The organism is Methylococcus sp. EFPC2 (assembly GCF_016925495.1).
In the GTDB taxonomy this organism is placed as follows: Bacteria; Pseudomonadota; Gammaproteobacteria; order Methylococcales; family Methylococcaceae; genus EFPC2.
Map to the genome: position 1 here is coordinate 143,174 of NZ_CP070491.1, position 24,669 is coordinate 167,842.

22 protein-coding genes and 1 pseudogene are annotated in these 24,669 nt (G+C 61.9%); 19 read left to right on the plus strand and 4 right to left on the minus strand.

Features of this window, described 5'->3' with window-relative positions:
• Window positions 1-153 precede the first annotated feature (153 nt).
• The 15 genes from JWZ97_RS00605 to JWZ97_RS00675 all read left to right on the plus strand — a co-directional run bounded on the left by JWZ97_RS00605 (window position 154) and on the right by JWZ97_RS00675 (window position 14,221).
• Window positions 154-3,018, plus strand: coding sequence for a TonB-dependent receptor (locus tag JWZ97_RS00605; protein WP_205432588.1), 2,865 nt, complete (start codon window positions 154-156; stop codon window positions 3,016-3,018).
• 166 nt (window positions 3,019-3,184) lie between these two features.
• A complete protein-coding gene (locus JWZ97_RS00610; protein ID WP_205432590.1) occupies window positions 3,185-3,697 on the plus strand; it encodes a YceD family protein in 513 nt (170 codons plus the stop codon).
• A gap of 17 nt (window positions 3,698-3,714) precedes the next feature.
• Window positions 3,715-3,909: a 50S ribosomal protein L32 gene (rpmF, locus tag JWZ97_RS00615; protein WP_205432592.1), complete on the plus strand. Its 195-nt coding sequence runs from the start codon at window positions 3,715-3,717 to the stop codon at window positions 3,907-3,909.
• Between the two features lie 124 nt (window positions 3,910-4,033).
• Window positions 4,034-5,062, plus strand: a complete 1,029-nt coding sequence (gene plsX / locus JWZ97_RS00620) for a phosphate acyltransferase PlsX (protein WP_205432594.1) — start codon at window positions 4,034-4,036, stop codon at window positions 5,060-5,062.
• Window positions 5,059-6,015, plus strand: a complete 957-nt coding sequence (locus JWZ97_RS00625) for a beta-ketoacyl-ACP synthase III (protein WP_205432596.1) — start codon at window positions 5,059-5,061, stop codon at window positions 6,013-6,015. Before plsX ends, JWZ97_RS00625 begins: the two co-directional genes overlap by 4 nt.
• 14 nt (window positions 6,016-6,029) lie before the next feature.
• Window positions 6,030-6,980, plus strand: coding sequence for an ACP S-malonyltransferase (gene fabD, locus JWZ97_RS00630; protein WP_205432597.1), 951 nt, complete (start codon window positions 6,030-6,032; stop codon window positions 6,978-6,980).
• Window positions 6,977-7,714: a 3-oxoacyl-ACP reductase FabG gene (gene fabG / locus JWZ97_RS00635; protein WP_205432598.1), complete on the plus strand. Its 738-nt coding sequence runs from the start codon at window positions 6,977-6,979 to the stop codon at window positions 7,712-7,714. Before fabD ends, fabG begins: the two co-directional genes overlap by 4 nt.
• Before the next feature lie 183 nt (window positions 7,715-7,897).
• Window positions 7,898-8,128: an acyl carrier protein gene (gene acpP, locus JWZ97_RS00640; protein ID WP_205432599.1), complete on the plus strand. Its 231-nt coding sequence runs from the start codon at window positions 7,898-7,900 to the stop codon at window positions 8,126-8,128.
• A gap of 75 nt (window positions 8,129-8,203) precedes the next feature.
• On the plus strand, window positions 8,204-9,445 hold the full coding sequence (gene fabF / locus JWZ97_RS00645) for a beta-ketoacyl-ACP synthase II (protein WP_205432601.1): 1,242 nt from the start codon (window positions 8,204-8,206) through the stop codon (window positions 9,443-9,445).
• 113 nt (window positions 9,446-9,558) lie between these two features.
• Window positions 9,559-10,413, plus strand: a complete 855-nt coding sequence (gene pabC / locus JWZ97_RS00650; protein ID WP_205432604.1) for an aminodeoxychorismate lyase — start codon at window positions 9,559-9,561, stop codon at window positions 10,411-10,413.
• Window positions 10,401-11,396 (plus strand): endolytic transglycosylase MltG, encoded by a 996-nt coding sequence (gene mltG / locus JWZ97_RS00655; RefSeq protein WP_205432608.1) that lies wholly within the window; start codon window positions 10,401-10,403, stop codon window positions 11,394-11,396. Before pabC ends, mltG begins: the two co-directional genes overlap by 13 nt.
• Window positions 11,393-12,013 carry a dTMP kinase gene (gene tmk / locus JWZ97_RS00660; RefSeq protein WP_205432610.1) on the plus strand — a complete coding sequence of 207 codons (621 nt, stop codon included), beginning with the start codon at window positions 11,393-11,395 and terminating at the stop codon, window positions 12,011-12,013. The genes mltG and tmk overlap by 4 nt, the downstream gene beginning before the upstream one ends.
• Complete coding sequence (locus JWZ97_RS00665) at window positions 12,010-13,008, plus strand: DNA polymerase III subunit delta' (protein ID WP_240342414.1); 999 nt, start codon at window positions 12,010-12,012, stop codon at window positions 13,006-13,008. Before tmk ends, JWZ97_RS00665 begins: the two co-directional genes overlap by 4 nt.
• A gap of 13 nt (window positions 13,009-13,021) precedes the next feature.
• A complete protein-coding gene (locus JWZ97_RS00670; protein WP_205432618.1) occupies window positions 13,022-13,387 on the plus strand; it encodes a PilZ domain-containing protein in 366 nt (121 codons plus the stop codon).
• A 57-nt stretch (window positions 13,388-13,444) separates the two neighbouring features.
• The gene (locus tag JWZ97_RS00675) at window positions 13,445-14,221 is read left to right on the plus strand and encodes a TatD family hydrolase (protein ID WP_205432620.1); all 777 of its coding nucleotides are present in this window, start codon (window positions 13,445-13,447) and stop codon (window positions 14,219-14,221) included.
• 18 nt (window positions 14,222-14,239) lie between these two features.
• Here the strand turns inward: JWZ97_RS00675 and JWZ97_RS00680 are convergent, their stop codons facing one another.
• Window positions 14,240-14,620 carry a 4a-hydroxytetrahydrobiopterin dehydratase gene (locus tag JWZ97_RS00680; RefSeq protein ID WP_205432622.1) on the minus strand — a complete coding sequence of 127 codons (381 nt, stop codon included), beginning with the start codon at window positions 14,618-14,620 and terminating at the stop codon, window positions 14,240-14,242.
• Window positions 14,621-14,832: 212 nt separating this feature from the next.
• Here JWZ97_RS00680 and JWZ97_RS00685 point away from each other — a divergent pair, with 212 nt between their 5' ends.
• From JWZ97_RS00685 to JWZ97_RS00695, 3 genes are all read left to right on the plus strand, one after another.
• Window positions 14,833-17,511: a bifunctional acetate--CoA ligase family protein/GNAT family N-acetyltransferase gene (locus JWZ97_RS00685; protein WP_205432624.1), complete on the plus strand. Its 2,679-nt coding sequence runs from the start codon at window positions 14,833-14,835 to the stop codon at window positions 17,509-17,511.
• A gap of 358 nt (window positions 17,512-17,869) precedes the next feature.
• The gene (locus JWZ97_RS00690; protein ID WP_205432633.1) at window positions 17,870-18,238 is read left to right on the plus strand and encodes a hypothetical protein; all 369 of its coding nucleotides are present in this window, start codon (window positions 17,870-17,872) and stop codon (window positions 18,236-18,238) included.
• Between the two features lie 169 nt (window positions 18,239-18,407).
• Window positions 18,408-19,439 (plus strand): flagellar brake protein, encoded by a 1,032-nt coding sequence (locus tag JWZ97_RS00695; RefSeq protein ID WP_205432635.1) that lies wholly within the window; start codon window positions 18,408-18,410, stop codon window positions 19,437-19,439.
• A 33-nt stretch (window positions 19,440-19,472) separates the two neighbouring features.
• On the opposite strand, the gene JWZ97_RS00700 is transcribed toward JWZ97_RS00695, so the two are convergent.
• From JWZ97_RS00700 to JWZ97_RS00710, 3 genes and pseudogenes are all read right to left on the minus strand, one after another.
• Window positions 19,473-20,102 carry a class I SAM-dependent methyltransferase gene (locus tag JWZ97_RS00700; RefSeq protein ID WP_205432642.1) on the minus strand — a complete coding sequence of 210 codons (630 nt, stop codon included), beginning with the start codon at window positions 20,100-20,102 and terminating at the stop codon, window positions 19,473-19,475.
• A gap of 50 nt (window positions 20,103-20,152) precedes the next feature.
• Entirely contained in the window at window positions 20,153-22,498 is a 2,346-nt protein-coding gene (locus tag JWZ97_RS00705) for a xanthine dehydrogenase family protein molybdopterin-binding subunit (RefSeq protein ID WP_205432644.1), read from the minus strand.
• A 116-nt stretch (window positions 22,499-22,614) separates the two neighbouring features.
• Window positions 22,615-23,058: pseudogene (locus JWZ97_RS00710) on the minus strand ((2Fe-2S)-binding protein); the annotation flags it as partial.
• 309 nt (window positions 23,059-23,367) lie between these two features.
• Here JWZ97_RS00710 and JWZ97_RS00715 point away from each other — a divergent pair.
• Window positions 23,368-24,384, plus strand: a complete 1,017-nt coding sequence (locus JWZ97_RS00715; protein ID WP_205432646.1) for a metallophosphoesterase — start codon at window positions 23,368-23,370, stop codon at window positions 24,382-24,384.
• The last annotated feature ends 285 nt before the right edge of the window (window positions 24,385-24,669 follow it).

Genomic DNA, 24,669 nt, shown 5'->3' on the forward strand with positions numbered 1-24,669 from the left:
TTTTCCGGAGTGGTGGCATGGCGGTTGCCTGTGGGGGACATCACCCAACTCGTTCAAATAAAGATCATTGAACGTGGCATGGGGGTGCAGGCCTGTCTGAGCGTCAGAAATGACCGCGTAGACAGCATTCCGAGCGGATTTCAGGACTATTGAATGCACGAACTCTCCCCAGCACGGTCTCCACAATATATGCAGGCCAAGACAAACCGTTTTCCCCTCAATCTTATTACGCAGGGGGTGATATTGAGTTTGTACCTAGCGTGCGACGGCCAAGCGTTGGCGGCGGACGATTCCCAGGTCGCCGAATTGAAGGCCGAAAACGAACGGCAACGCAAGGAAATGGAGCACCAGCGTCAGGAAATCGAGGCCCTCAAGCAATTGTTGCTGAAATCGCAAACCCATGCGGAGGCGAACACCACGGCGACTCCGCCGGCGCAAGCGGCACAAAGTACGGAGGTCGCGACCCCTGTGGCGCAAACCGAACCAGCGCAGCAAGCTGAAGAGGAGTCCGCCAAGACCCTGGATGACGTTGTGGTACGTCGAAAAACTCCACTGGAAAAACTGAAAGATGTTCCGAAGTCGGTCTCTGTCGTGGCCGGGACGGAACTGCAAAAGCAGGACACCGTCAATTTCCGCGACATCATTACCCGCGTCGGCAATGTCGGAATGGGATACAGCAATCCGCAGGCGGCAAGCTTGACCATTCGTGGGGTAGGATGGGCGAGTGGCGTAGGCCAGCTCGATCCTAGCGTAGGAATGAATGTCGACGGAGTAGCTTACGGCACCGGTGCGATCGCGGCATCCACGAACTTTGTGGATCTCGAAAGTTTCGACGTTACCAGAGGCCCGCAAGGAACCTTGGGAGGGAAAAATTCCAGCATCGGGCAAATTACCATCACATCGAGGGCGCCGACTTTTACCCCCGAGGCCAATGCGTCCATCACCTACGGGCAACGCAACACGATCCGGACGCAGGCCGCGGTCGGTGGCCCGGTGATCGATGGATTGCTTGCCTGGCGCGGAACTTTTTACCGCGAGCAGGCCGATGGACAAGAAAGGAACCTCGACGACCAGAAAGGTACTTTCCAGAATCGCGATCGCACTTTCGGACGCCTCCAACTCTTATTGACGCCGAGTGATACGTTTACGGCCAAGCTCAACGTGGAGTTCACGCCCACGATTAATGAAAATGTTAACTTTCTCAACTTTTGGAGGGCGACACCGGATTATTACGATACCCGAGACGCGTCGGGGAATCCCATTGCCGTCAACCAGGCCCTTGAGCCTACGGGCAGGCTAAGCCGACGCTGGTTTGCACAGGAGAGTAATTATTCGGTCAGCGGCAATTACCTTGCAGATCAGGTCAATCGGCTAAACCAACTCCCCCATCGCTATAGTACCAAGGGTGGGGCATTGAATCTGTCGTGGGACGTAGCTAACCATACTCTCAGTTCGATCACCGCCTATAGGGATTACTATTTTGATGCCGGTAGCGGACCGAATACCGTGTTTGACATCGATCGTACCCGCTCCGCCGGTCACGTCGAATACGAACAATACAGCCAAGAATTCAAGCTGAGGTCACAATCGGGTGGTTTCGTCGATTACCAGACCGGAGTTTATCTGTACAGAAACTACATGCCCGAGCGGTGGAGCCAAAACAGATACGGCTCCGATGCCGGGGCTTACTATGCCACTGTTGATCAATATAATCGGCTGGATGCCGACGGCAATGGGCGGTACCTGATGCTGAACTCGATAGACCGGCTATTTACCAAGACCAAAGATGTTCTTCGTAATGAAAGCGTGGCGGGTTATGGCAATATCAATTTCCACCTGTCCGAACCGTTGACGATCAACGCTGGCTTGCGTCTGACGAGCGAAGATCGCCGGACTAGTTCGCTGCGCCGAATCGAAGATCAGGGTTTTGGTGCGGAGTTGAATCCGGCATCGCGGAATAATGTGCAATTGGGCGGATTCAACAGTAATGCGAAAGGGGGACTTACGAGCAACTCGGCGGAGCAATTAGCCCTGGCCAATTTAGTCGCGCAGAAATACTTTAAGCAGTCTTCCTACGCGAAACTAACCGACGCACAAAAGCAACAGGTGGCGGACGCCAAAGCGATACGTCTCGCTCGGTTGGGCGGACTTTATCAAAACACGGACGCCGAACCGTTTGAGAAGGTGCTGCCGACCGCGACGTTCAGCCCCATCTACAAGTTTAACGAGAACCACACGGCTTATTTCACTTATCAACACGGCGAAAAAGCAGGCATTTCGCAAGTCGTCGGCGCGACCGTCAATGGAGGCAAGTCAGCGCCCGCCAAGGAAGAGATAAGCAATAGCTTTGAGCTGGGGTTCAGGTCGTCTCTGTTCAATCGCTCCCTGTTCGTCGCTGCCGATGTCTTCTTCACCAAAATCGACGATTATCTCCAGCCGATGTATTTCGAAGACCAGGCGCAAACCCTCGTGAACAACGATGGCAAGATTGCTTATACCAGTGGCTTGGGCAATGTGCCTGAGGTTCATACCAAAGGGGTGGAGCTGGATCTTACCTATTCCGGGATTGAATATACTACCTTGCGCTTTGCCGGGGCCTACAACGATGCCCGCTACGAAGATTTCAAATTCTTGGCCAAGCCTCTGGAACTTGGCGGCAGCTCGATACCCTATTACGACGCGAGCGGTAAAACCTTGCCCGGCGCGCCCAAGTTTACGTTCAATCTCAACGCCAACTATGCGCGGCCGATATCCGATAGCCTCGACTTTCATGCCAACGTCAATTATCGGTTCACCTCCAGCTATAATAACGACCCATCGCTGTCCCGTTATGCCATGGTGGACCCTTACGGTATAACCGATGTCGCGATCGGATTTGGCCGACGGGACAGGCTCGTCGATGCAAGCTTGATTGTGAATAACCTCTTCGATACCGACTACGGCTTCAATGCGAACTGGAACACCTATGTTCCCAGTCTGCCGCGGTGGGTAGGTTTCATGGTGAGCACCAAGCTTTGAGTTCGGGGGGTAGGTCCCGGCGCGACGCGAGAAGCGCTGATTGCAGTCATATCCCGCCGTTGCCCCGGTGTCGGCCGGCGAAATGTCAGGGACGGCCGCAGGGAGGCAACGCCGGCTTCGCTTAGCTTTGACAGAAATTGTTCCGAGTCGGTATCATTTGTCGATTATGTTCGACCATTTGCCCGAGTTCGTCGATCCCACGGTCATGGCGGAAAAGCAGCGCCGGTTCTCGGGCGCCTTGCCTTTCGCCCGCATGGCGCGCCTGGTGGACGCCGTCGCGAACCGGGACGGTTCTGCGGCATTCGAGCTTGGTTTCGCCAAAGAAGGCCGGCATGTGACCGTAACGGGCCGGGTCAGGGCGGAACTGGCACTGATTTGCCAGTGCTGTTTGGCGCCGATGAGCGTGAACGTCGATGTGGCCGTGAGCCTCGCCGTCGCACGCACCGTCGACGAGGCGAATCTGCTCCCCGAGCGCTACGAGGCGCTGATGCTCGAAGACGACAAGGTCTCTCTGGTCGAGTTGGTCGAGGACGAGTTGCTGCTGGCGGTTCCCTCGGTGCCCCAGCATGAGTCCTGCGTGTCGGCCATTCAGAAAGCGCAGGAGCCGGAGCCGGCCCCGCCGGTCGAGGCACGCAAGAATCCGTTCGCGGTATTGGCAGAGTTAAAGAAAACGCATTAATTACACCGGAGTTAGCTATGGCTGTTCAACAGAATCGTAAAACCCGTTCCAAGCGCGGCATGCGCCGTTCTCACGATGCGCTGAGCGCGAGCGCGCTGTCCATCGAGCCGACCACCGGCGAAACCCATCTGCGTCACCATGTGAGCCCCGAAGGCTATTATCGTGGCCGCAAAGTCGTAGACGTCAAAGGCGAAACCATCTCTGAAGAATAAGCGCGGGCTTTCTGCCCCGCTTCCGCTTCGCGTCCATCCCGCCCGTCCATCCTGTGTGTGCGACGGGCGTTTCCGATCTCGAATTCATAATGCTCAACCCTGTTGATTGCTTACGGAGCGTCGCATGAGCGACAGTTTGGTCATCGCGCTCGACGCCATGGGCGGTGATCACGGGCCCAGTGTCGTGGTGCCCGCCGCGCTTGATTGCCTGGAGGCGAATCACCGCCTCAATCTGATACTGGTCGGCGACGAGACGACGCTGAAATCCGTTCTGGCCGGTGCCGGGAGTCGGTTTGGTGATCGTCTGCGCATCCACCATGCCTCCGAGCAGGTGGAGATGCACGAATCCCCGTCCAAGGCCTTGCGCAACAAGAAAGATTCGTCCATGCGCGTGGCTATCAATCTGGTCAAGGAGGGCGTGGCCGGGGCCTGCGTCAGCGCCGGTAATACCGGGGCGCTGATGGCCATCGCCAAGTTCGTCCTGAAAACTATCCCCGGTGTGGACAGGCCGGCGATTATCGCTACCGTGCCCTCGCATGCGGGACACACCCACATGCTCGATTTGGGGGCGAACGTCGATTGTACCGCCGAGCATCTGCGCCAGTTCGCGGTGATGGGTTACGAGTTGGTGCGAGCCGTGGAAGACAACCCCAATCCCACGGTTGGCCTGCTCAATATCGGCGAGGAAGAAATCAAGGGCAACGAACAGGTCAAGCAGGCGGCCAAGCTGATCGCGGAGTCCCACATCAACTTCATTGGTTATGTGGAAGGCAACGATATCTATACCGGCGATGTGGACATCGTGGTGACCGACGGTTTCATCGGCAACGTGGCCCTGAAGAGCAGCGAAGGCTTGGCCAAGATGATAGGTCAGGAAATGAAGGACGCTTTCCAGAAAAATTGGCTGACCCGCATCGCCGGGCTCGTGGCACTGCCGGTGCTGCGTTCCATACGGCGCAAGTTCGACCCCCGCCAATATAACGGCGCCAGCCTCGTGGGCTTGCGCGGCATCGTGGTCAAGAGCCATGGCAATGCCGATCGACTCGCCGTCGCGCGCGCCATCCATATCGCCGAGCTGGAAATAGAAAAAGACGTCCCCCGGCGCATAGGCGAGCGGGTCGAGGAGATCTTTGCCGAGAGGACAAACGCGTGACCCGATATGCCCGCATCACCGGCACCGGCGGCTACCTGCCCGCCGAGGTCAAAACCAACGATGACATCGCGCAAACGGTGGATACTTCGGACGAGTGGATATTCGAGCGTACCGGGATACGCTCGCGCCATATCGCCGCCCCAGACGAAACGGCTTCCGCCATGGCGGAGATCGCGTCGCGCCAAGCCATGGAAGCCGCTGGTGTCGGTCCCGAGGACATCGATCTGATCATACTGGGGACCAGCACCCCCGATCGCATCTTCCCCAGTACGGCCTGTTTGCTGCAACAGCGTTTGGGGGTCCGTCAAGGTGCCGCCTTCGACGTGCAGGCCGCCTGTTCGGGTTTCATATTCGCCTTGAGCATCGCCGATCAGTATGTGCGCACGGGTACCGCCAAGCGCGCCCTCGTGGTCGGAAGCGAGCTGAATTCGCGCGTGGTCGACTGGAACGATCGGGCCACCTGCATCCTCTTCGGCGACGGGGCGGGCGCGGTGGTGCTGGAAGCGGCCGAGCAGCCCGGCATCCTGAGCACCCACATCCATTCCGACGGCCAGTTCCAGGACTTGTTATACCTACCCAACTCCGATGTCGGCATCGACGACGAGCGCTACATCCAGATGCAGGGTAACGAGGTGTTCAAGGTGGCCGTCAACACGCTAGGCCGCATCGTCGACGATACCCTGGCGGCCAATGGCATGGACAAGTCCGAAGTCGACTGGCTGGTGCCGCATCAGGCCAATATCCGCATCATCGGCGCGACGGCCAAGAAACTGAAACTGCCCATGGATCGGGTCGTAGTGACGATCGAAAACCAGGGCAATACCTCGTCCGCCTCCATTCCCCTGGCGCTCAACGAAGCGATCCGCGATGGGCGCATCCAGCGCGGTCAGGTGGTGCTGATGGAGGCCTTCGGCGGCGGCTTCGCCTGGGGTTCGGCGTTGATACGCTATTGATCCGGGAGTAATCCATGAGTGTGACAGACAACGGCCTGGCTTTCGTTTTTCCCGGCCAGGGTTCGCAATCGGTCGGCATGCTGCAGGAGCTCGCCGCCGAACACGCGGAAGTGCAGGAAACCTACGCGGAAGCCTCCGATGTGCTCGGCTTCGATTTATGGCGGCTGGTTGTAGACGGTCCGGCCGAAGAACTTAACCTCACCGAAAACACCCAGCCCGCCATGTTGGCGGCGGGGGTCGCCGTCTGGCGGGTGTGGCGCAAGGTGAGTGAAGTGGTGCCCGCTTGGTCGGCGGGGCACAGCCTGGGCGAGTACACCGCCTTGGTCTGCGCCGATGCCATCGCTTACCGGGATGCGGTGTCGCTGGTGAGGGAGCGTGCCCGGCTGATGCAGGCGGCGGTCGCGCCGGGAGTGGGCGCGATGGCGGCCATCCTGGGCCTGGACGACCATGTGGTGGTGGAGGTCTGCAGCAGCGTTTCGACGGCCGAGCAGGTCGTGACGCCGGCCAACTTCAATGCGCCCGGCCAGGTTGTCATCGCCGGTCATGCGGCCGCGGTCGAAAAAGCCATCGAAGCCGCCAAGTCTCACGGTGCCAAACGCGCGGTAATCTTGCCGGTGAGTGTGCCTTCACATTGCCCCCTCATGCAGGAGGCCGCGGAAAAATTCCATGCGATCTTGGCCGGCGTCAAGATCGAGAGTCCGGCGATTACCGTCATTCATAATGTCGATGTCGCCCCGCATCCCGCGCCAGAGGTGATCGCCTCTGCCCTGGAAAAACAACTCTACGGCTCGGTGCGCTGGGCGGATTCGGTGCGCTTCATGTACGAGCAGGGCGTGCACCGCTTCGTCGAATGCGGTCCGGGCAAGGTTTTAGCGGGGCTCACCAAGCGCATTGCACCCGAGGCCCGGGCCGAGGCTGTTTTTAGTCCCGATTCCCTGAACAAAGCCCTGGAGCTTGTGAAATGAGTGGACAAATTGCTGTAGTGACCGGCGCCAGCCGTGGCATCGGCCATGCGATCGCCTTGCGGCTGGCCCGCGACGGCTTTACCGTGATCGGCACGGCGACGAGTGAGTCCGGCGCGGACGCTATCGGTGCCGCGTTCGCCAGCGCCGGCCTGCAAGGCCATGGCAAGGTGCTCGACGTTGCGGAACCCGCGTCCATCGAGTCTTTCGTCAAGGCGGTCAGCGACGAATTCGGGCCGGTCACCGTGCTGGTCAACAATGCCGGCATCACGCGCGACAACTTGATGTTGCGCATGAAGGACGAGGAGTGGGACGCCATCATACTGACCAATCTGACCTCGGTTTACCGTTTGAGCAAGGCCTTCCTGAAAGGCATGGTCAAGGCCAGGACCGGTCGCATCGTCAACATCACCTCGGTGGTCGGTGCGACCGGTAATGCCGGTCAAGCGAATTACGCGGCGGCTAAGGCGGGCGTGATAGGTTTCACCAAATCGCTGGCGAAGGAATTGGGTTCGCGCAACATCACGGTCAACGCGGTGGCGCCAGGATTCATCGACACGGATATGACCCGCGACCTGCCCGAGGAACATAAAAAGGCCTTGTTGGGGTCTATTCCCCTGGGGCGTTTGGGTGAGTCCGAGGAAATCGCCGCCGCGGTGGCATTTTTGTCTTCTGCGGAGGCCTCCTATATCACGGGCGAGACGCTGCATGTCAACGGCGGAATGTATATGGCTTGACCGGCGCTCCGTTTCCGCGCTGGCGCTATCGTGGTATCGTACGCGCCGCCGCGTGGAGGCCTACGCGAGGATTTCAAACTGATAAGAAAATCCCGCGAGCGCAGATAAAGCTTGTAATGAGCACATTTCAAATTAAAATTCACCGGCTTTAAATTTACGAGTAACCTTCGAGGAAACAATACAATGAGTGACGTTGCAGAGCGTGTTAAAAAGATCGTTACCGAGCAGTTGGGCGTGAAAGAAGAAGTTTCCAACGAAGCTTCCTTCGTAGACGATCTCGGAGCCGATTCCTTGGACACGGTTGAACTTGTAATGGCTCTGGAAGAAGAATTCGAATGTGAGATCCCGGACGAAGATGCCGAGAAGATCACCACGGTGCAGCAGGCTATCGATTACATCGAAAGCCACAGCTAATAAAACGCCCCGAACGCCCCACCGGATCCCAGATCCGGTGGGGCGCGTTTTTTTGTTTGTAGCAGGGTGCCTATCTTGAGTAAGCGTCGTGTAGTGATCACCGGCCTGGGCATGGTTACGCCCGTGGGCCTGAATGTCGCCGATTCCTGGGACAACGTGTTGAACGGTCGGAGCGGTATCGGCCCGATCGAGCATTTCGACGTATCGGACTTTGCCACGCGTTTCGGTGGTTCGGTTCGCGGCTTTGACGTCAGCCAATACATCGCCGAGAAAGAAGCCAAGAAGATGGATATCTTCATCCATTACGGGCTGGCGGCCGGCAGCCAGGCGATCGAAGACTCCGGGCTCGAAGTGACCGAGGACAATGCCGAACGCATCGGCGTGGTGATCGGATCGGGCATAGGCGGCATCACCGGCATCGAGCACGGTCACGCGGCTTACCAGAAAGGCGGTCCGCGCAAGATCTCGCCGTTCTTCGTGCCGAGCAACATCATCAACATGATATCCGGCAATCTGTCCATCAAATATGGACTGAAAGGACCGAATTTCGCCATCGTTACCGCCTGCGCGACGGCCACCCACAGCATCGGCGATGCCGCGCGCCTGATCGCCTACGGTGATGCCGACGTCATGGTCGCCGGCGGGGCCGAAATGGCGACCTCGCCGACCTCGCTGGGCGGCTTCGCCTCGGCGCGCGCTTTGTCTCGCCGCAACGACGAGCCCACGCGCGCGAGTCGTCCCTGGGATCGGGGCCGCGACGGCTTCGTGCTGAGCGACGGCGCCGGTGTGGTGGTTTTGGAGGAGTTGGAACATGCGCAGAAGCGCGGCGCGCGCATCTACGGGGAGTTGATCGGCTACGGATTGAGCGCCGATGCGTATCACATGACCATGCCGCCGGAGAGCGGGGAAGGGGCTGCGCGCTGCATGAAGTCGGCGCTGCGCGACGCCGGTATCAATTCCGATCAGATCGATTACATCAACGCGCACGGCACCTCGACCCCGGCCGGCGACTTGGCGGAAACCCGCGCGGTTAAAACGGCGTTCGGCGATGCCGCTTACCGTACTCCGGTGAGCTCCACGAAGTCCGTTACCGGTCATTTGCTGGGGGCGGCCGGTGGCATCGAGGCGATATTCTCGGTACTGGCCCTGCGCGACCAGGTCATTCCGCCCACCATCAACCTGGACGATCCGGATCCGGAGTGCGATCTGGATTATGTGCCGCATACCGCCCGCCAGGCCAAGCTGGACATCGTCATGTCCAACTCCTTCGGCTTCGGTGGCACCAACGGCACCCTGATATTCAAGCGTTACGGCTGATCAGCCGGAGTTCGTGCGGGCTCGCTTCGAGCGGCGGCCCGCATTTTCGTCCTGACACGCTCGGTTTTCTCCACCGTTCAACTCCCGTCGGATTGCTTCCAAGGACCACAGCCTTGCCACACGCCGGTTCGGTATTGATCAATGGATTTCCCGAGCGGACCGTAGACATCGCCGATCGCGGCTTTCAATACGGCGATGGAATATTCACCACGCTCGCCGTATCGCGCGGCCTTCCCCTGTTCCTGAGCGAACATCTCGAGCGGCTGCAGCGCGATGCCGTCCGCTTGGGCATGGAATCCCCGGATCCCGAACTCCTGGCCGGGGAAGTCGCCCGGCTGGCGGTGGGCGTGAGCGCAGGCGTCATCAAGATCATCCTGACCCGCGGTTCCGGCGGGCGTGGCTATCGTGTTCCCGTGCCGGCTCAAACGACGCGCGTCGTCAGCCTGCATCCTTATCCCGCAATTCCTTCGAGTAGGGATAGCGTAGGGATTGCCGTGCGCCTATGCCGGTTGCGCCTCGCGGTGCAACCGCGCCTCGCCGGCGTCAAACATTTGAATCGCCTGGAGCAGGTGCTGGCGCGGGCGGAATGGGAAGACGAAACCATCCTGGAAGGGTTGTTGCTGGATGTGGACGGCCATGTCGTGGAGGGTGTCATGAGCAATCTGTTCGTGGTCAAGGACGGTGTCGTGCGCACCCCCTTGCTGGACCGCTGCGGCGTCAGCGGTGTGATGCGGGGCGTGGTCATCCGTTTGGCCACGGCTCTGCATGTGCCGGTCGCCGAGACCCGGCTCGGCCTGGAGGAAATTTACGATGCGGACGAATTGTTCCTGACCAATTCGGTCACCCGCATCCGGCCCATCGGTCGCTTCGAATCCCGCGATTATCGGCCGGGCCCGCTGACGGGACGATTGATCGCGCAACTGGACGCGCACATCGAGAGCGAGATCGCCAGGGCATGCGGCGCCTGACCGGCATCTTCGTCGTTCTGGCCAGCTTTTACTCCGGCTGGCTGTGGATGGATTATCGCGCCTTTCCCGCGCGTCAGGTTGCCAACGCCCAGACGGTCGTCATCGAGATTGCGCGCGGGCGGGGCCTGAAAGCCATCGCCGAACAACTGGAGCAGGCCGGCGTCTTGGATCGCCGGCTATGGTTCACGCTCTACGCCTATGTCCAGGGCGTGGCGGGGAAGCTCAAGGCGGGCGAATATGAGATCCCTGCGGGGCTGGGCCAGACTCAGGTCCTGGACATGCTGGTGGCGGGCAGGGTCAAGCAGTATCCGCTCACCGTCCCGGAAGGCTGGCGTTTTGCCCAGATGCTCGAAGCCATGGACAGGCAAACCGCGTTGCTGCAAAACGTGCGGGAAAAAAGCGGCAAGGATTTGATGACGCTATTGGGCATGCCGGATCACGTGCCCGAAGGCTGGTTTTATCCCGATACCTATTTCTACCATAAAGGCATGGCGGCGCTGGAACTTTTGCGGCTGGCCCAGCGGAAAATGCAAACGATATTGGCGCAGGAGTGGCAGGGCAGGGCGCCCGAACTGCCGCTCGCATCGCCGTACGAAGCCTTGATACTGGCCTCCATCGTCGAGAAGGAAACCGGCCTGGCCGAGGAGAGGCCGAAGATCGCCGGCGTATTCCTGCGCCGGCTGGCCAGGAACATGCCGTTGCAAACCGATCCCACCGTGATCTACGGCATGGGGGACGCCTACCGCGGGAACCTGCGCAAGGAGGACCTGATGCGCGATACGCCCTACAACACCTACGTCCATCACGGCCTGCCGCCGACTCCCATCGCATTACCCGGCCAGCAAGCCATCCGTGCCACCCTGCATCCGGAACCCGGCGAGAGCCTTTATTTCGTGGCGCGGGGTGATGGCGGCCATGTATTTTCCGACACCCTCGATCAGCACAACCGCGCCGTCGAACTCTATCAGCGACATCAGCCATGACACGTGGAAAGTTCATCACCCTGGAAGGCGGCGAAGGCCTGGGCAAGAGCACCAACCTGGCGTTCGTGCGGGATCAGGTCGAAAAGGCCGGCCATCCAGCGATAGCCACGCGGGAGCCGGGTGGAACCCGACTGGGCGAGGCGGTGCGGGCGCTGTTGCTGGGGAGTGATGCCATCGACCCACGGGCCGAACTCCTGTTGCTGTTCGCGGCGCGTGCCCAGCATATCCATGAAGTCATCGAGCCGGCGCTCGCGGCGGGGCATTGGGTGGTCTGCGACCGCTTTACCGACGCCAGCTACGCCTATCAGGGTGCCGGGCGGGGTCTGGAACGGGCTTTCATCGAATCGCTGGAACGGCATGTTCAAGCCGGCCTGAGCCCCGATCTCACCCTCTTGTTCGATGCGCCCGTGGATATCGGTCTGGCGCGCGTGCGGGCCCGCGGGGAGTCCGACCGCTTCGAGCGCGAGCGGGTCGATTTTTTCGAGCGGATACGGGCCGCCTATCTGGATCAGGCGCGGCGGTTTCCCGGGCGGGTGCGGCTGGTCGATGCGTCCCAGCCCCTGGCGTCGGTGCAGGACGCCATCGCCCGTCACCTGAACCCGTGGCTGGGCACATGAGTCTGGCGGACGACCTGCCCTGGCTGGCGCCGGCCTGGCAGCGTCTGATCGCTTATACGGCCAACGATCGCCTGCCCCAGGCCTTGCTGGTCACCGGCAAGCCGGGTTTGGGCAAGATGCGCCTGGCTTTGGCTTTCGCCCAGCGTCTATTGTGCCGATCGCCGTCCGATGAAGCGTGCGGCATTTGCGCGAGTTGCCTGCTTTTTCAGGCCCAGACCCATCCCGACCTGCAACGGGTCGAACCGATCGAGGCCGGCAAACCGATCATCGTCGATCAGATCCGCGGCCTGATCGAAAAACTGGCGCTCGCGCCTCAATATGGCGGGAAGCGGGTGGTCATCATCGCTCCGGCCCAAAGCATGAATATTTCAGCCGCCAACAGCCTCCTGAAAACGCTGGAGGAGCCCGATGCCCATACGCTCATGCTGCTGTTGAGCGATGACCCGCACAGCTTGCCGGCCACGATACTGAGTCGTTGCCAGCGCCTGAACATAGTTCCGCCGACGCGCGATCTGGCGCTGGCCTGGCTGAGTCGCAAAGGCGTGGCGCAGGCCGATGCCTTGCTGACACTGGCCCAAGGCGCGCCGTTGCGGGCACTGGCCCTGGCCGGCGAGGACGCGATCGAGCGCCGCAGCGGTTTTTTCTCGGCTTGGCAAGCCGTAGGGGCGAAGCGGCAGGACCCGCTGAGCGTGGCCGACCGATGGCAACCGTCCAGCACGAAGACGCCGCCGGTGAGCTGCGAGTCGCTGACGGAATGGATGCTGTCCTGGACTCAGGACCTGATCCGCTTACGGGCTGCGTCCGCGCAGGCCGACCTGGATAACCCGGACCTGCGGCCCGGTTTGCAAGCCCTCAGCGAAAAGCTAGACTTGAAGGCGATTTACGCCTTTTTGGATCGCCTCCTGGCGGCGCGGCAAATGCTGACGGGGCAGGTCAACCGCCCCTTGCTGCTCGAAGAGTTGCTGATCCTATGGTCACGTCTGCAACGCCATTGAAACGAGTCATCCCATGAGCGAAGCCACACCCGCACCCAGCCCCATGCGTCAGGGTCTCTTGTCGCTCACCATCCGCGAAAAGAACGCCTTGTATGCCGCCTACATGCCTTTCGTCAAAAACGGCGGCTTGTTCATCCCCACCGGCAAGCCTTATCAACTGGGCGACGAGGTCTTCATGCTGCTCAATCTCATGGATGAGACCGAGCGTATTCCCATCGCCGGCAAAGTTATCTGGATTACGCCCAAGGGTGCAGAAGGCTACCGTTCCACCGGTATCGGCGTGCAGTTCAGCGAACAGGACGGCGGCACGACCCGCAGCCGGATCGAAAATTACCTGGCTGGCGCGGTGGAGTCGGACCGGCCCACGCACACGCTGTGATACCCCGCACTTGCCCAACGGCCCCGTACGGGGCCTTTTCATTTCCAATTTCCTATCATGCTCATCGATTCGCACTGCCATCTCGACCGTCTCGACCTTGCACCCTACGGCCACGATTTTTCCCGCTTCGTCCAGGAAACCCGGGAGGCGGGCGTGGGCCACATGCTCTGCGTTTCCATCAGTCTGGAAGCTTACCCGGCGATGAGGGCGCTGGCGGAAGGGCATGACGCCATCTCGGTATCCGTGGGCGTGCATCCCAACGAAAGGGATTGCCACGAACCCAGCGTGGAAGACCTGGTTGAGAGGGCGACCGACCCGAAAGTGGTGGCCATAGGCGAGACGGGGCTGGACTATTTCCGCAGCGAGGGCGATCTGGCCTGGCAGCATGAGCGCTTCCGCACCCATATCCGTGCCGCGCGGGCGGCCGGCAAGCCGCTCATCATCCACACCCGCGAATCGCGGGAAGATACCTTGCGTATCCTGGAAGAGGAGGGCGCGGCCGAGGTCGGCGGCGTGCTGCATTGTTTCACCGAAGACTGGGAAACCGCCCGCCGCGCCCTGGACCTGAATTTCTACATCTCGTTTTCGGGCATCGTCACCTTCCGCAACGCCGCGCAGATCCAGGATGCCGCGCGCCGGGTGCCAGACGACCGTTTCCTGGTCGAAACCGATTCGCCCTACCTGGCGCCCATACCCCATCGCGGTAAACCCAACTATCCGGCCTATGTCCGCCATGTGGCGGAATTCGTGGCCGATCTGAGGCAAACCCGGTTTGAAACCGTCTGCGAGCTCAGTTCGGAGAACTATCGGCGCTTGTTCGGAACGGCCGCCTGACGCTCCAGGGTTCGTATCCTATTTATCGTGCTTGATGTACTTGAACCGCGGGTCGTCCGGCGTGCCTTCGAAGATGCCGGCGCTTTCGGTTGCGGCATCCCAGCCTAGGACCTCTTCGATTTTTTTGGCCAATAGGAAGTCCCGGTCGGTGACGCCCTTGGCGGCGTGGGTGACCAGTTTCACGATCACGAAGGCGTAGGAAACGGTCAGGTCGGGATGGTGCCAGGCGGTTTCCGCGAGATGGCCCACCGTGTTGACCACCATCAGCGTGGCCTTCCATCCGGCGGTCTTGTATTTCCGCCTTATCCAGCCGTTTTCGTAATACCAGTGCGGCAGTTCTTCCTTCAGCCGTTGCTCGATTTCCGCATCGCTATAAGTCTTGAGGTCTCTACCGCTCATGGCCGGACTCCGGGTTGTTCGGGAAGGGCACAGCTTCGGTCCGCCGCCCGGCGTCTGTCAACGCGCGAGGGACTTTTGCAAATCCAAAGGTAATCCGCGCGCCTGACGCGTCCCCGGCATTCCTCTAGAATGCGGCCAGCGTTTTTGTATTCCGGCGTCGCGCGTTCCGTGCAGCCGGTCCGAACCAACATCGACCATCCGAGACGAGTCCCATGGGCAGGCATTATCTGGAGCATTTGTTCACGCCGCGCAGCATCGCGGTATTCGGCGCCAGTCCGCTGGCGGAAGCAGTCGGCGGACGGGTGTATGAGAACCTGCTGAACGGCGGCTTCGCCGGGCCGGTTCATGCCATCAATCCCAAGTATCAAGCCATAGGCGAAAAACCTTGCTACGCCTCGCTGGACGAATTGAACGAACGGGTCGATCTGGCCATCATCGCGACCCCGGCGGCCACGACGCCGGCGATCATCCGTTCCTGCGGGGAACATCAGATCAAGGCCGCCATCGTGCTTTCGGCCGGTTTCGGCGAATTGGAAGGCGCCGGCAAGGCGCTGGAACACACCTTGCTCGAAGAAGCGCACCGCAGCCGGGTCCGTCTACTCGGGCCGAACTGCCTGGGGCTGATGCGCACCTCGATCGGCATGAACGCCACCTTCAGCAACAACGTCGCCAAGCCGGGATCGCTGGCGCTGGTTTCCCAGTCGGGCGCGATCTGCACGGCCATCCTCGACTGGGCCAGCGCCCACGAGGTCGGTTTCTCCACCATGGTGTCGGTCGGCGATGCCGCCGATGTCAGTTTCGGCGACATCCTGGATTATCTGTCCATGGACCCGGAGACCCGTAGCATCCTGATGTATATCGAGGGGGTGCGCGATGCGCGGCGCTTCATGAGCGGCCTGCGCGCGGCGGCCCGCCTGAAGCCGGTCATCGTCATCAAGGCCGGGCGCCACGCCGAAGGCTCGCGCGCCGCCATGTCGCATACCGGTTCGCTGGTCGGTTCCGACGACGTGTTCGATGCCGCGCTGGAGCGCGCCGGCGTGGTGCGGGCCGACACCATAGAGCAATTGTTCGCCGCCGCCCAGTTGCTTTCCAATCCGCATCGCATCGGCGGCAACCGCCTGGCCATCATCACCAACGCCGGTGGGCCCGGCGTGATGGCGACCGACCGCGCGGTAGAGCAAGGGATAAAATTGGCCGAGCTGAGCCCCGATACCCGGACCAAACTGGATGCTGTGTTGCCCAAAACCTGGTCGCACAACAATCCGGTCGACATCCTGGGCGATGCCACGCCGGAACGTTACCAGGCGGCGGTGGAAGCCTGCCTGGCGGACGATCAGATCGACGGTCTGCTGGTGATGCTGACGCCGCAAGCCATGACCGCGCCCACCGAGGCGGCGAAGGCCGTCATCAAGGCCGACAACCCCGAAGGCAAGCCCGTACTCGCCTGCTGGCTGGGCGAAACCCAGGTGCGCAAGGGACGGGAAACCTTCGCGCGCCATCACGTGCCCAGTTTCATCAACCCGGAAAGCGCGCTGGAGGCCTTCGGCTTTCTGGCGGCTTATCGTCGCAACCAGGAATTGTTGATGCAGGCGCCGGGCCCTTTGGCCGAACTGGAACCGCCGGATATCGAGGGTGCCAAGCTCATCATCGAAGGGGCCCTCGCGGAAAACCGCACGCTGCTCTCGGCCCTGGAAACCCGCGCGCTGCTGCGCGCATTCAGCATACCCATGCTGCCCGCGATGACCGCCCATTCGCCCAATGAGGCCCTGGCCGCGGCGGAATATCTGGGTTTCCCGGTGGCGCTGAAGATCCTGTCGCCGGACATCACGCACAAATCCGATGTCGGCGGCGTCCGCCTCAATGTCGGCCGGGCGCAAGCGGTGCGCCATGTCTACAGCGAAATGCTGGAGCACGTACGCGAACTGCGGCCTGAGGCACGGCTGGAAGGCGTGAGCGTGGAGAAGATGTATCGCGGCGGCAGCGGGCGCGAACTGCTGGTCGGCGTCATCGACGATCCGGTGTTCGGGCCGGTGGTCAGTTTCGGCGCCGGCGGGGTGACGGTGGAAATCCTGCAGGATCGCGCGGTCGCGCTGCCGCCTTTGAACGATTACATCGCCCGCTCGATGATAAGGCAGACCCATATTTCCAGGCTGCTGGAGAAATTCCGCAATCTGCCACCGGCGGATCTGGATGCCATCGTCCACGTGCTCCTGCGGGTCTCGGAAATGGTCTGCGAACTGCCGCAGATCAAGGAAATGGACATCAACCCGCTGACCGTGGACGAAAGCGGCGCCTGGGCGCTGGATGCACGCATCGTCGTGCAATACCAGCCGCCGGGGCGGCATCCCTACGACCACATGGCCATCCATCCTTATCCCAGCCACCTGGTCACACACTGGCAAATGCCCGATGGCGTCGATGTCACCATCCGCCCCATTCGTCCGGAAGACGCGGAGATGGAACGCGATTTCGTCCGCCGGCTGTCGCCCGAGGCCAAGTATTTCCGCTTCATGGAGACCCTGCACGAACTCAGCCGGGAAATGCTGATCCGCTTCACCCAGCTCGATTATTCGCGCGAACTGGCTTTCATCGCGGTCGTCAAAAAAGACAATCAGGAGCTGGAGGTCGGCGTGGCGCGTTATTTCAGCAATCCGGACGGCGAAAGCGGCGAAATCGCCCTGGTGGTCGCGGACGACTGGCAGAGCAAGGGCATAGGCACCCGGCTGATGACTTGCGTGATCGATGCCGCGCGGGAAAAGAACTTCCACACCCTGCAGGGCGAGGTGCTGGCGAACAACGTCAAGATGCTGCACCTGATGAGCAAGCTGGGCTTCACCCAGAGCAAGAAGATCGACGAGCCGGGCGTGGTGGTGGTGACCAAGCCTTTGTAAGGGCCGAGTCGAGGCTTGCCGGTGCGCAAGTCCGCCATTCGCATTTCAAAGGCACGGTGGCCGAAATCGAAGCAGCCTGAATCTCCCTGCTGAGGGATCGGTTGCCGTCCAGCGGTCCGCAGCTGGATGCCCGCCTATGTTTCGAACATTACCCGATGGAGTCGCTCTACGATCCGGACGGCGGGTCTTCGCCTGCGAGATCTGCATAGCCTCCCGTTAGACTCGGGGACCGGTCCCGAGAGTTTCCCGCTTCCCGTCGATTGACGCCGTTTCGGCGCGGGCGCATTCTGGGTTCGCGACGGGCGCCCGTCTCGTCGTGCTTCCCGAGCTGATGACCGTTAATCCATCGGAGTTAGCCATGAACAAATCCGTCAGTATGTTCGCTTTTTCAGCCTGTATCGCCACGTTCGGTGCGTTCGCGTTCGCGGAGGAGAAAGAGGCTCCGCCGCCCATGCCAGCTCATGAAGGCATGGGTGGAATGGGGGGCATGGGAGCCATGCACGGCATGAGCGAAGAGCAACGGGACGCCCATATGCGGCAGATGCAGGAATTCATGCTGAAGAGTCACGACTTCATGCATCAGATACGCGATGCCAAGGATGAAAAGGAGCAGGCGCGCTTGAAGGACGAGTGGCTGCAGGCGATGAAGCAACACATGAAGTCCCATCAGGTGCCGCAACAACTCAAGATGCACGGCATGCCCGAACACGGCAGTCCCAAGAAATAGCCTCCCGCGCCCGAAGCGCGCCGGAATTCGGCAGGCCGCGAATTCCGGCGCGTTTCGGGCCGCTGTCTCGCTTCCGAGCCGATGCGCGACTCGGCCGATTCAGGTCTCCGCGGCGCCTATGGTAGATTGTCCCCTCGCGCGCAGAAGTTGGACGTGGAGGGTCGGACAGGTGGCTGAATATCGGCGGGACATAGAGGCGTTTCTTGCGGTCGACGAGCCGGTCTTATTGCAGCTCAAGGTCGCCAGCCAGTCGGGACAGCGCTACCGGTCCGTGGTGCGCGGCTGGGTCAAATCGCAATACATCATGCTGGATCGCCCCCGCACGGAGGCGCACTATGTCTATATGGAACGCCGCGACCGGTGCGTCGTGCGTTTCGTGACCCAGGGCAAGGCCTGCGGATTCGAGTCGACCATCCTGGACTGGGACGAACGCCCCCACATTTCCTATTGCCTGGTGGCATGGCCCGAGAGTCTGGAACTGGTCGCGTTCCGCAAATCCCAGCGCATCGATCTGTTCGTTCCGTGCCGCGTCACGCTGGAGGGCAAGGAGTTCGAGGGGGAGGTCCGCGACCTCAGCCTCGACGGATGCCGCGTCTCGACCGCCGTCGTGGTGGCGAACAACGAGAAGGTCGAACTGGCTTTCACGCTTCCCAACGGCATCCCCGTGGAACGGCTGCGCGCCAATATACGCAACACCCACGTCACCGACGCGGGCTCGGTTTTCGGTTGCGAATTCCTCGGGAATCAGGAGTACGTGCAGAGCGATCTGGCGTTTTATGTGGCGGCGACACTCGAGCGCCCGACGGCCGATCACAAGGTGGCGCCGCGTCTGCTCATCGTCGAACAGAACCAGGAGCGCGTCGCGCAGCTGCGCAAGGCATTCACGGACAAGGGATGGCATGTCTTCAACACGCCCAGTTCGATCGAGGCCCTCCTGCGCCTGCGGATGATGCCGCCGACGGCCGTGTTGGTAAGCCAGGAGCAATCCGACGTCGCCGGCGTGCAGTTCATGGATCTTCTCAAGGCCGCACGCTGGGTCGAGACCATCCCCGTCTATTTCTACGGGCCCGGCGGAAAACCGCTGCCCGGCGGTGCCATGGGCCATTTTTCATCCGACGCGAGTGCGCAGGAAATGCGCGACGAGATGGAAGCTGCGCTGGCGGCGTCGGGTCCGTCGGCCGGCATTCCCCCAGCCAGATAGCCCGTGTAGATGCGCCTCCCTGCGGGCACCGGCTTAATTCCCGGGGTGTGCCCGTATCAGCCTGACCAGGCCGTTCGCCGTCATGTTCTCGACCGATTCCACGGCCAATCCGGCGAGGCGGGCATTTTCCAGCGTCCGCCGGTTGATGTGCGCCCCCACCATGCGGACGATCACGGGGTCGATCAGGTCCATGAGCCGGCCGATCAGGGGCTGTTCGAGGCGCACATGTTCCAGCAGGAGGACTGTGCCTCCCGGCTTGACCACGCGGGCCAGCTCCGCCATCCCGAGTACGGGGTCGGGAACCGAGCAGAATACGAAAGTGGCCACGGCCGCGTCGAAGGACCCGTCCGGGAAGTCCAGGGACTGCGCATCCATCTCCCGCAAATCCACGGCGATGTGCTCGCGCTCGGCCCGGCGGCGCGCCCGCTCCAGCATGCGATCGCTCAGGTCGATTCCGCAGACCTCGGCGCCCTTGGGATAATACGCCATGTTTTTCCCGGTCCCCACGCCCACTTCCAGTATCTTTCCCGGCCCGACCTGATCCCATAAGCGCTGTCGCCAGGTCTTGGCGCGGAGTTCCATCAGCGCTTCCAGGCCATCGAAGATGCGTGCGATGCGGTTGTAGCGCGCCTTGGCCAGCGCGGTTGCCTGCGGGTCTATCATGCCGGACTTATTCCGCTGGATGCCCGACCGGAAATCCGCCTGCGCTCCATTCACGCTTTCTGCAACTGATCGCGTATCGGCAGGCTGCGTATGCGCTTGCCGGTGGCGGCGAATATCGCATTGCACAGCGCCGGGGCGATGGGCGGCACGCCGGGCTCGCCGAGGCCACCGAGGGGGGTGTCGAATTGCTCGGTGGGCAGCAGGTGTACCCGGATTTCGCGCGGCGCATTATCCATGCGGGTGATCTGGTAGGTGTGGAAGTTGTCCTGTTCCACCGCGCCGTTCTTGAAGCTGATTTCGCCCAGCGTCGCCAGGCTGACGCCCATGATGCAGGCCCCTTCGATCTGCGCGCGTATGCGTTCCGGGTTGACCTGCGGGCCGCAGTCCACGGCCACGTCGACACGGGGTATGCTCAGTTCGCCGTCCTTGCCGATGGCCACTTCCACCACCGCCGCAACATAGGTGACGAAGCTGTAGTGGGCGGCGATGCCCAGTCCGCGGCCCTCGGGCAAGGCACGGCCCCAGCCGGCTTCGTGGGCGGCGGTTTCGGCCACCCGGCGCAGGCGTCCGGTATCGATGGGATAGAGTTCCGGCGATTCGCCGTGGTTCCAGGTGTCGCCCAGGGTGCGCGGATCGATGTGGCGCGGCGGGCCGATCAGATCCAGCAGGAAATCCTTGGGATCGCGTCCCGCCGCGTGGGCCAGTTCAGCCACGAAGGACTGGATGGCGTAGGCATGGGGTATGTTGGACACGGAACGGAACCAGCCGATGCGCGTGTGGGCTTCGGCTTCCGGGTTTTCGATGCGCAGGTTGGGGATGGCAAAGGGCACGTTGATGACGCCCAGGCCCAGTTCCACCGGCATCTCGTGTTTGTTGTCCGGTCCGAAGGTCGAGCCGATGCTGGGTGCGACCGTACGGTGCAGCCAGGCCGTCGGTTTGCCCTGGGCGTCCAGGCCGGCTTCCAGGCGCTCGACCGAAACCGTGTGGAAATAACCGTGGCTCAGGTCGTCCTCGCGCGTCCAGGTTAGCTTGACCGGCTTGCCGTTCACGGCCTTGGACAGCAGAGCCGCCTCGACCACGAAGTCGGGCTTGGATTTGCGGCCGAAACCGCCGCCCAGCAGGGTGACGTGCACCGTGACCTTGTCCGCCGGCAGCCCGAGCCACTTCGCTACGCGGTCGCGGGCGGCCTGGGGCGACTGGATGCAGGCCCAGACCTCGCATTTCCCGTTGGCGATGCGCGCGGTCGCGGCCGGCGGTTCCATGGGCGCCTGGGCGAGATGCGGAACGTAGTATTCCGCTTCTGCCCGTTTGGCCGCGGATTTCAAAGCCGCATCGGCATCGCCTTCGTTGCGCACCACCTGGCCCGGTTTGCGCGCGGACGCTTCGAGCTCCGCCCGATAGGCGACCGAGTCGTAGGCGCCGTGCGGCCCTTTGTCCCATTCGATCTTGAGCGCCTTGCGTCCCTGGATGGCCGCCCAGGTGGTGCGGGCGATCACCGCCACGCCGCCCAGCGGATTGAATTCGGCCGGTGGCGGACTGCTGGGGATTTCGACGATCTTGACCACACCCGGCACCTTGAGGGCAGCGTCGGCGTCGAAGCGCAGGACTTTTCCGCCGACGTTGGGCGGCCGGGCCACCACGGCGTAGCGCGTGTCCTTGAGCCGGGTGTCGATGCCGTATTGCGCCTTTCCGCTGACGATATCGTGGCCATCATAGAGGCCGGTCTGGCCCTTGCCGATATAGCGGAATTCGCTGGGATTCTTCAGGCGCAGGCTTTCCCGAGCCGGCACCGGCAGTTTCGCCGCCGCCTTGGCCAGTTGGCCGTAGCCGAGTTTCCGCCCGCTGCTCGTATGGACCACCTGATGCGATTCGGCGCGGACTTCCTCCACCGGCACTTTCCAACGGGCCGCCGCCGCCGATTCCAGCATCTGGCGGGCCGCCGCGCCGACCCGGCGCATGGGCAGGAAGAAATGGCGCAGGCTGCGCGAGCCGTCGGTGTCCTGGTTGCCGTAACGGATTTCGTCGCCGGGCGCCTGCTCGATGCGCACCTTCTGCCAGTCGGCTTCGAGCTCGTCGGCCACCGCCAGAGGCAGGCTGGAGCGCACGCCCTGGCCCATCTCCGAGCGGTGGCAAACGATGGTCACCGTGCCGTCGGCGGCAATGGCGACGAACACCAGCGGATTGTCCACCCAGCCGTGCGGCATGCCGTCGGCGCCGAATTTGGCCGCTTCCTTGGGCGCGGCCGTTTCGTCGGCCAGGGTGAAGGCCGGGAATCCGCCGGCCAGCACGAAGCCGGTCAGCGCCAGGTCCTTGAGGAATTCGCGCCGGCTGACGTTGACGATGCTCAGGCCGTCGGTAGCGGTGTCGCGGCGATAGGCTTGTGATGAGTTGCTCATGACCGGTCTCCTGTCGAGGAAATCGCCGCTAGGCGGGCTGGGCGTTCTCCGTCAGCTTCTTCCGGCGGAGGGGAGGCGAGCACCGTCGTGGTGGCTGTGCCGTGTCCCGTGTGGCCGGCGGCCAGCTTGATGGCGGCGCGTATGCGGGGATAGGTGCCGCAGCGGCAGATGTTGCCGCTCATCGCCGCATCGATGTCGGCGTCGCTGGGTTTGGGGGTGCGCTTGAGCAGGGCGGTCGCCGCCATCACCTGGCCGGGCTGGCAATAACCGCATTGCGGCACTCCTTGCGCGAGCCAGGCTTCTTGTATGGCATTGCCGGTCGGGTCATCGCCTATGGCTTCTATGGTGACGACATTCTTGCCGGCCAGGGACGCGATCGGCGTGATGCAGGCGAAGGCCGGCTGTCCGTCGATGTGCACCGTACAGGCGCCGCACTGCGCGATGCCGCAGCCGTATTTGGTCCCGGTGAGCCCCAGGTGGTCGCGCAGAGTCCAGAGCAGCGGGGTGTCGCCGGGCAAGTCGACCGAATGGCGTTTGCCGTTGATGGTGAGGGTGATCATACGGATACCTGCGTAAGTCGGGGCGCCCGGCTGCTTGAAACCGGCCTGGCGCGGTGGTCTCCGGGGCATCTTAACCACCGGTTCCGGTAAAACCAAATAATTCCGGCCATGCGGCACGGATGCCGATCAAGGGGGCGGGCGCGAAAAATCCGGGTTCAAGAACCCGTAACCGATTTGTAGCGTAACCGTAACGGAGCGCGCGCTTAATTGCCCGCGTGCTGCGGTGGCACTTGAACACCGCGCTGAAGTCAGGAACGGACCCGGATCGTCCGCCGTCCTTCCACGCTCACCCAACCGGAATCAAGCCCTATGAAATTCATCCAGTCCTTGCTTTTCACCGCCGCCTGCGCGGCCATGACCGTCCAGGCCGCTGCCGCCGCACCCGAGCATCAGGATGCCCGCGGCCACGGCCGATTCGAGTTCGCCCTGATCGGCGACGTTCCCTATGCGCCGGCCGACTTCTGGAAGCTCGACAACGTGATCGCGGAGATCAACGCCGATCGGAAACTGAAATGGGTTTTGCATGCCGGTGACATCAAGAACGGCTCCACCTTGTGCTCGGACGAGGTACTGGAGGACCGACTACAGCGCTTTCAGCGTTTCGAGATACCCTTCGTTTTAACGCCCGGCGACAACGAATGGACCGATTGCCACCGCGCCAACAACGGTTCCTATCCGCCGCTGGAACGTTTGGCCAAGCTGCGCGAACTGTTTTATCCGGTACCGGGCCAGACGCTGGGCCGGAAGACCATGACGGTCGCAACCCAGGCGGCCGATCCCGACTATGCGGAATTCGTCGAGAACACGCGCTGGACGGAGCAGCACGTCGTGTTCGCGACGCTGCACATCGTGGGCAGCAACAACGCCCTGGCGCCGTTTGCGTCCCGCACCGCAGCCGACGACGAGGAAGTGGCGCGCCGCATCGCGGCAGCCCGCGCCTGGATCCAGGAGACTTTCGCCCAGGCGAAGGCGGAAGACGCCAAGGGCGTGTTGCTGCTGTTCCAGGCCGATCCCGGTTTCGAACTGGCCAAAGGCAGCGCCGGCCGGCGCGGTTTCGAGGAAGTGCTCGCGGATCTGGAGGCCGAAGCCGTCAGGTTCAAAAAGCCGGTCGTGCTCGCGCACGGCGATTCGCATTATTTCCGCGTGGACAAGCCGGTGCTGGGCAGCCTCAGCAAGCGGCGCATCGAAAACCTCACCCGCGTGGAAACCTTCGGTGCCGATGACGTCCACTGGCTGCGGGTAGTCGTCGACCCGAATTCATCCGAGGTCTTCTCGGTCCATCAGGAAATCGTCGAGAAGAATCTGGAGCAGCATCCGCTGCCCTAGTTCGCTGCGAGGCCGCCTGGGAGAAATCCCGGCGCAAGTTGCCCACAAAAAGGACCGCTCAGCGGTCCTTTTTGGTTCGGCCGGTTTCGCCGACGGCAAACCGGTCGATCGACGCCGCGGCATAGTGGGCTTCGCTACCGGGCCTTTTCACGACCGCGCCCAGGCATGTCATGAAGTCGTCACAAACTGTTAACCGAACCTAAACCCATTTGTCATCTGCTTAGCCTACAAAGGCAGCGCTCCGGCGTTTTGGAATTTTCTTAGAGGGAAAAGCCGGCCGGAGCG

What these genes read in the sequence shown, in the direction of transcription:
- fabD (WP_205432597.1), top strand. Translation starts at nt 6,030, where the DNA reads ATGAGTGTGACAGACAACGGCCTGGCTTTCGTTTTTCCCGGCCAGGGT.
- JWZ97_RS00675 (WP_205432620.1), top strand. Translation starts at nt 13,445, where the DNA reads ATGCTCATCGATTCGCACTGCCATCTCGACCGTCTCGACCTTGCACCC.
- JWZ97_RS00700 (WP_205432642.1), bottom strand. Translation starts at nt 20,102, where the DNA reads ATGATAGACCCGCAGGCAACCGCGCTGGCCAAGGCGCGCTACAACCGC.
- JWZ97_RS00610 (WP_205432590.1), top strand. Translation starts at nt 3,185, where the DNA reads ATGTTCGACCATTTGCCCGAGTTCGTCGATCCCACGGTCATGGCGGAA.
- JWZ97_RS00665 (WP_240342414.1), top strand. Translation starts at nt 12,010, where the DNA reads ATGAGTCTGGCGGACGACCTGCCCTGGCTGGCGCCGGCCTGGCAGCGT.
- fabG (WP_205432598.1), top strand. Translation starts at nt 6,977, where the DNA reads ATGAGTGGACAAATTGCTGTAGTGACCGGCGCCAGCCGTGGCATCGGC.
- JWZ97_RS00705 (WP_205432644.1), bottom strand. Translation starts at nt 22,498, where the DNA reads ATGAGCAACTCATCACAAGCCTATCGCCGCGACACCGCTACCGACGGC.
- JWZ97_RS00680 (WP_205432622.1), bottom strand. Translation starts at nt 14,620, where the DNA reads ATGAGCGGTAGAGACCTCAAGACTTATAGCGATGCGGAAATCGAGCAA.
- tmk (WP_205432610.1), top strand. Translation starts at nt 11,393, where the DNA reads ATGACACGTGGAAAGTTCATCACCCTGGAAGGCGGCGAAGGCCTGGGC.
- plsX (WP_205432594.1), top strand. Translation starts at nt 4,034, where the DNA reads ATGAGCGACAGTTTGGTCATCGCGCTCGACGCCATGGGCGGTGATCAC.
- rpmF (WP_205432592.1), top strand. Translation starts at nt 3,715, where the DNA reads ATGGCTGTTCAACAGAATCGTAAAACCCGTTCCAAGCGCGGCATGCGC.
- JWZ97_RS00670 (WP_205432618.1), top strand. Translation starts at nt 13,022, where the DNA reads ATGAGCGAAGCCACACCCGCACCCAGCCCCATGCGTCAGGGTCTCTTG.
- JWZ97_RS00690 (WP_205432633.1), top strand. Translation starts at nt 17,870, where the DNA reads ATGAACAAATCCGTCAGTATGTTCGCTTTTTCAGCCTGTATCGCCACG.
- JWZ97_RS00715 (WP_205432646.1), top strand. Translation starts at nt 23,368, where the DNA reads ATGAAATTCATCCAGTCCTTGCTTTTCACCGCCGCCTGCGCGGCCATG.
- JWZ97_RS00605 (WP_205432588.1), top strand. Translation starts at nt 154, where the DNA reads ATGCACGAACTCTCCCCAGCACGGTCTCCACAATATATGCAGGCCAAG.
- mltG (WP_205432608.1), top strand. Translation starts at nt 10,401, where the DNA reads ATGCGGCGCCTGACCGGCATCTTCGTCGTTCTGGCCAGCTTTTACTCC.
- acpP (WP_205432599.1), top strand. Translation starts at nt 7,898, where the DNA reads ATGAGTGACGTTGCAGAGCGTGTTAAAAAGATCGTTACCGAGCAGTTG.
- JWZ97_RS00685 (WP_205432624.1), top strand. Translation starts at nt 14,833, where the DNA reads ATGGGCAGGCATTATCTGGAGCATTTGTTCACGCCGCGCAGCATCGCG.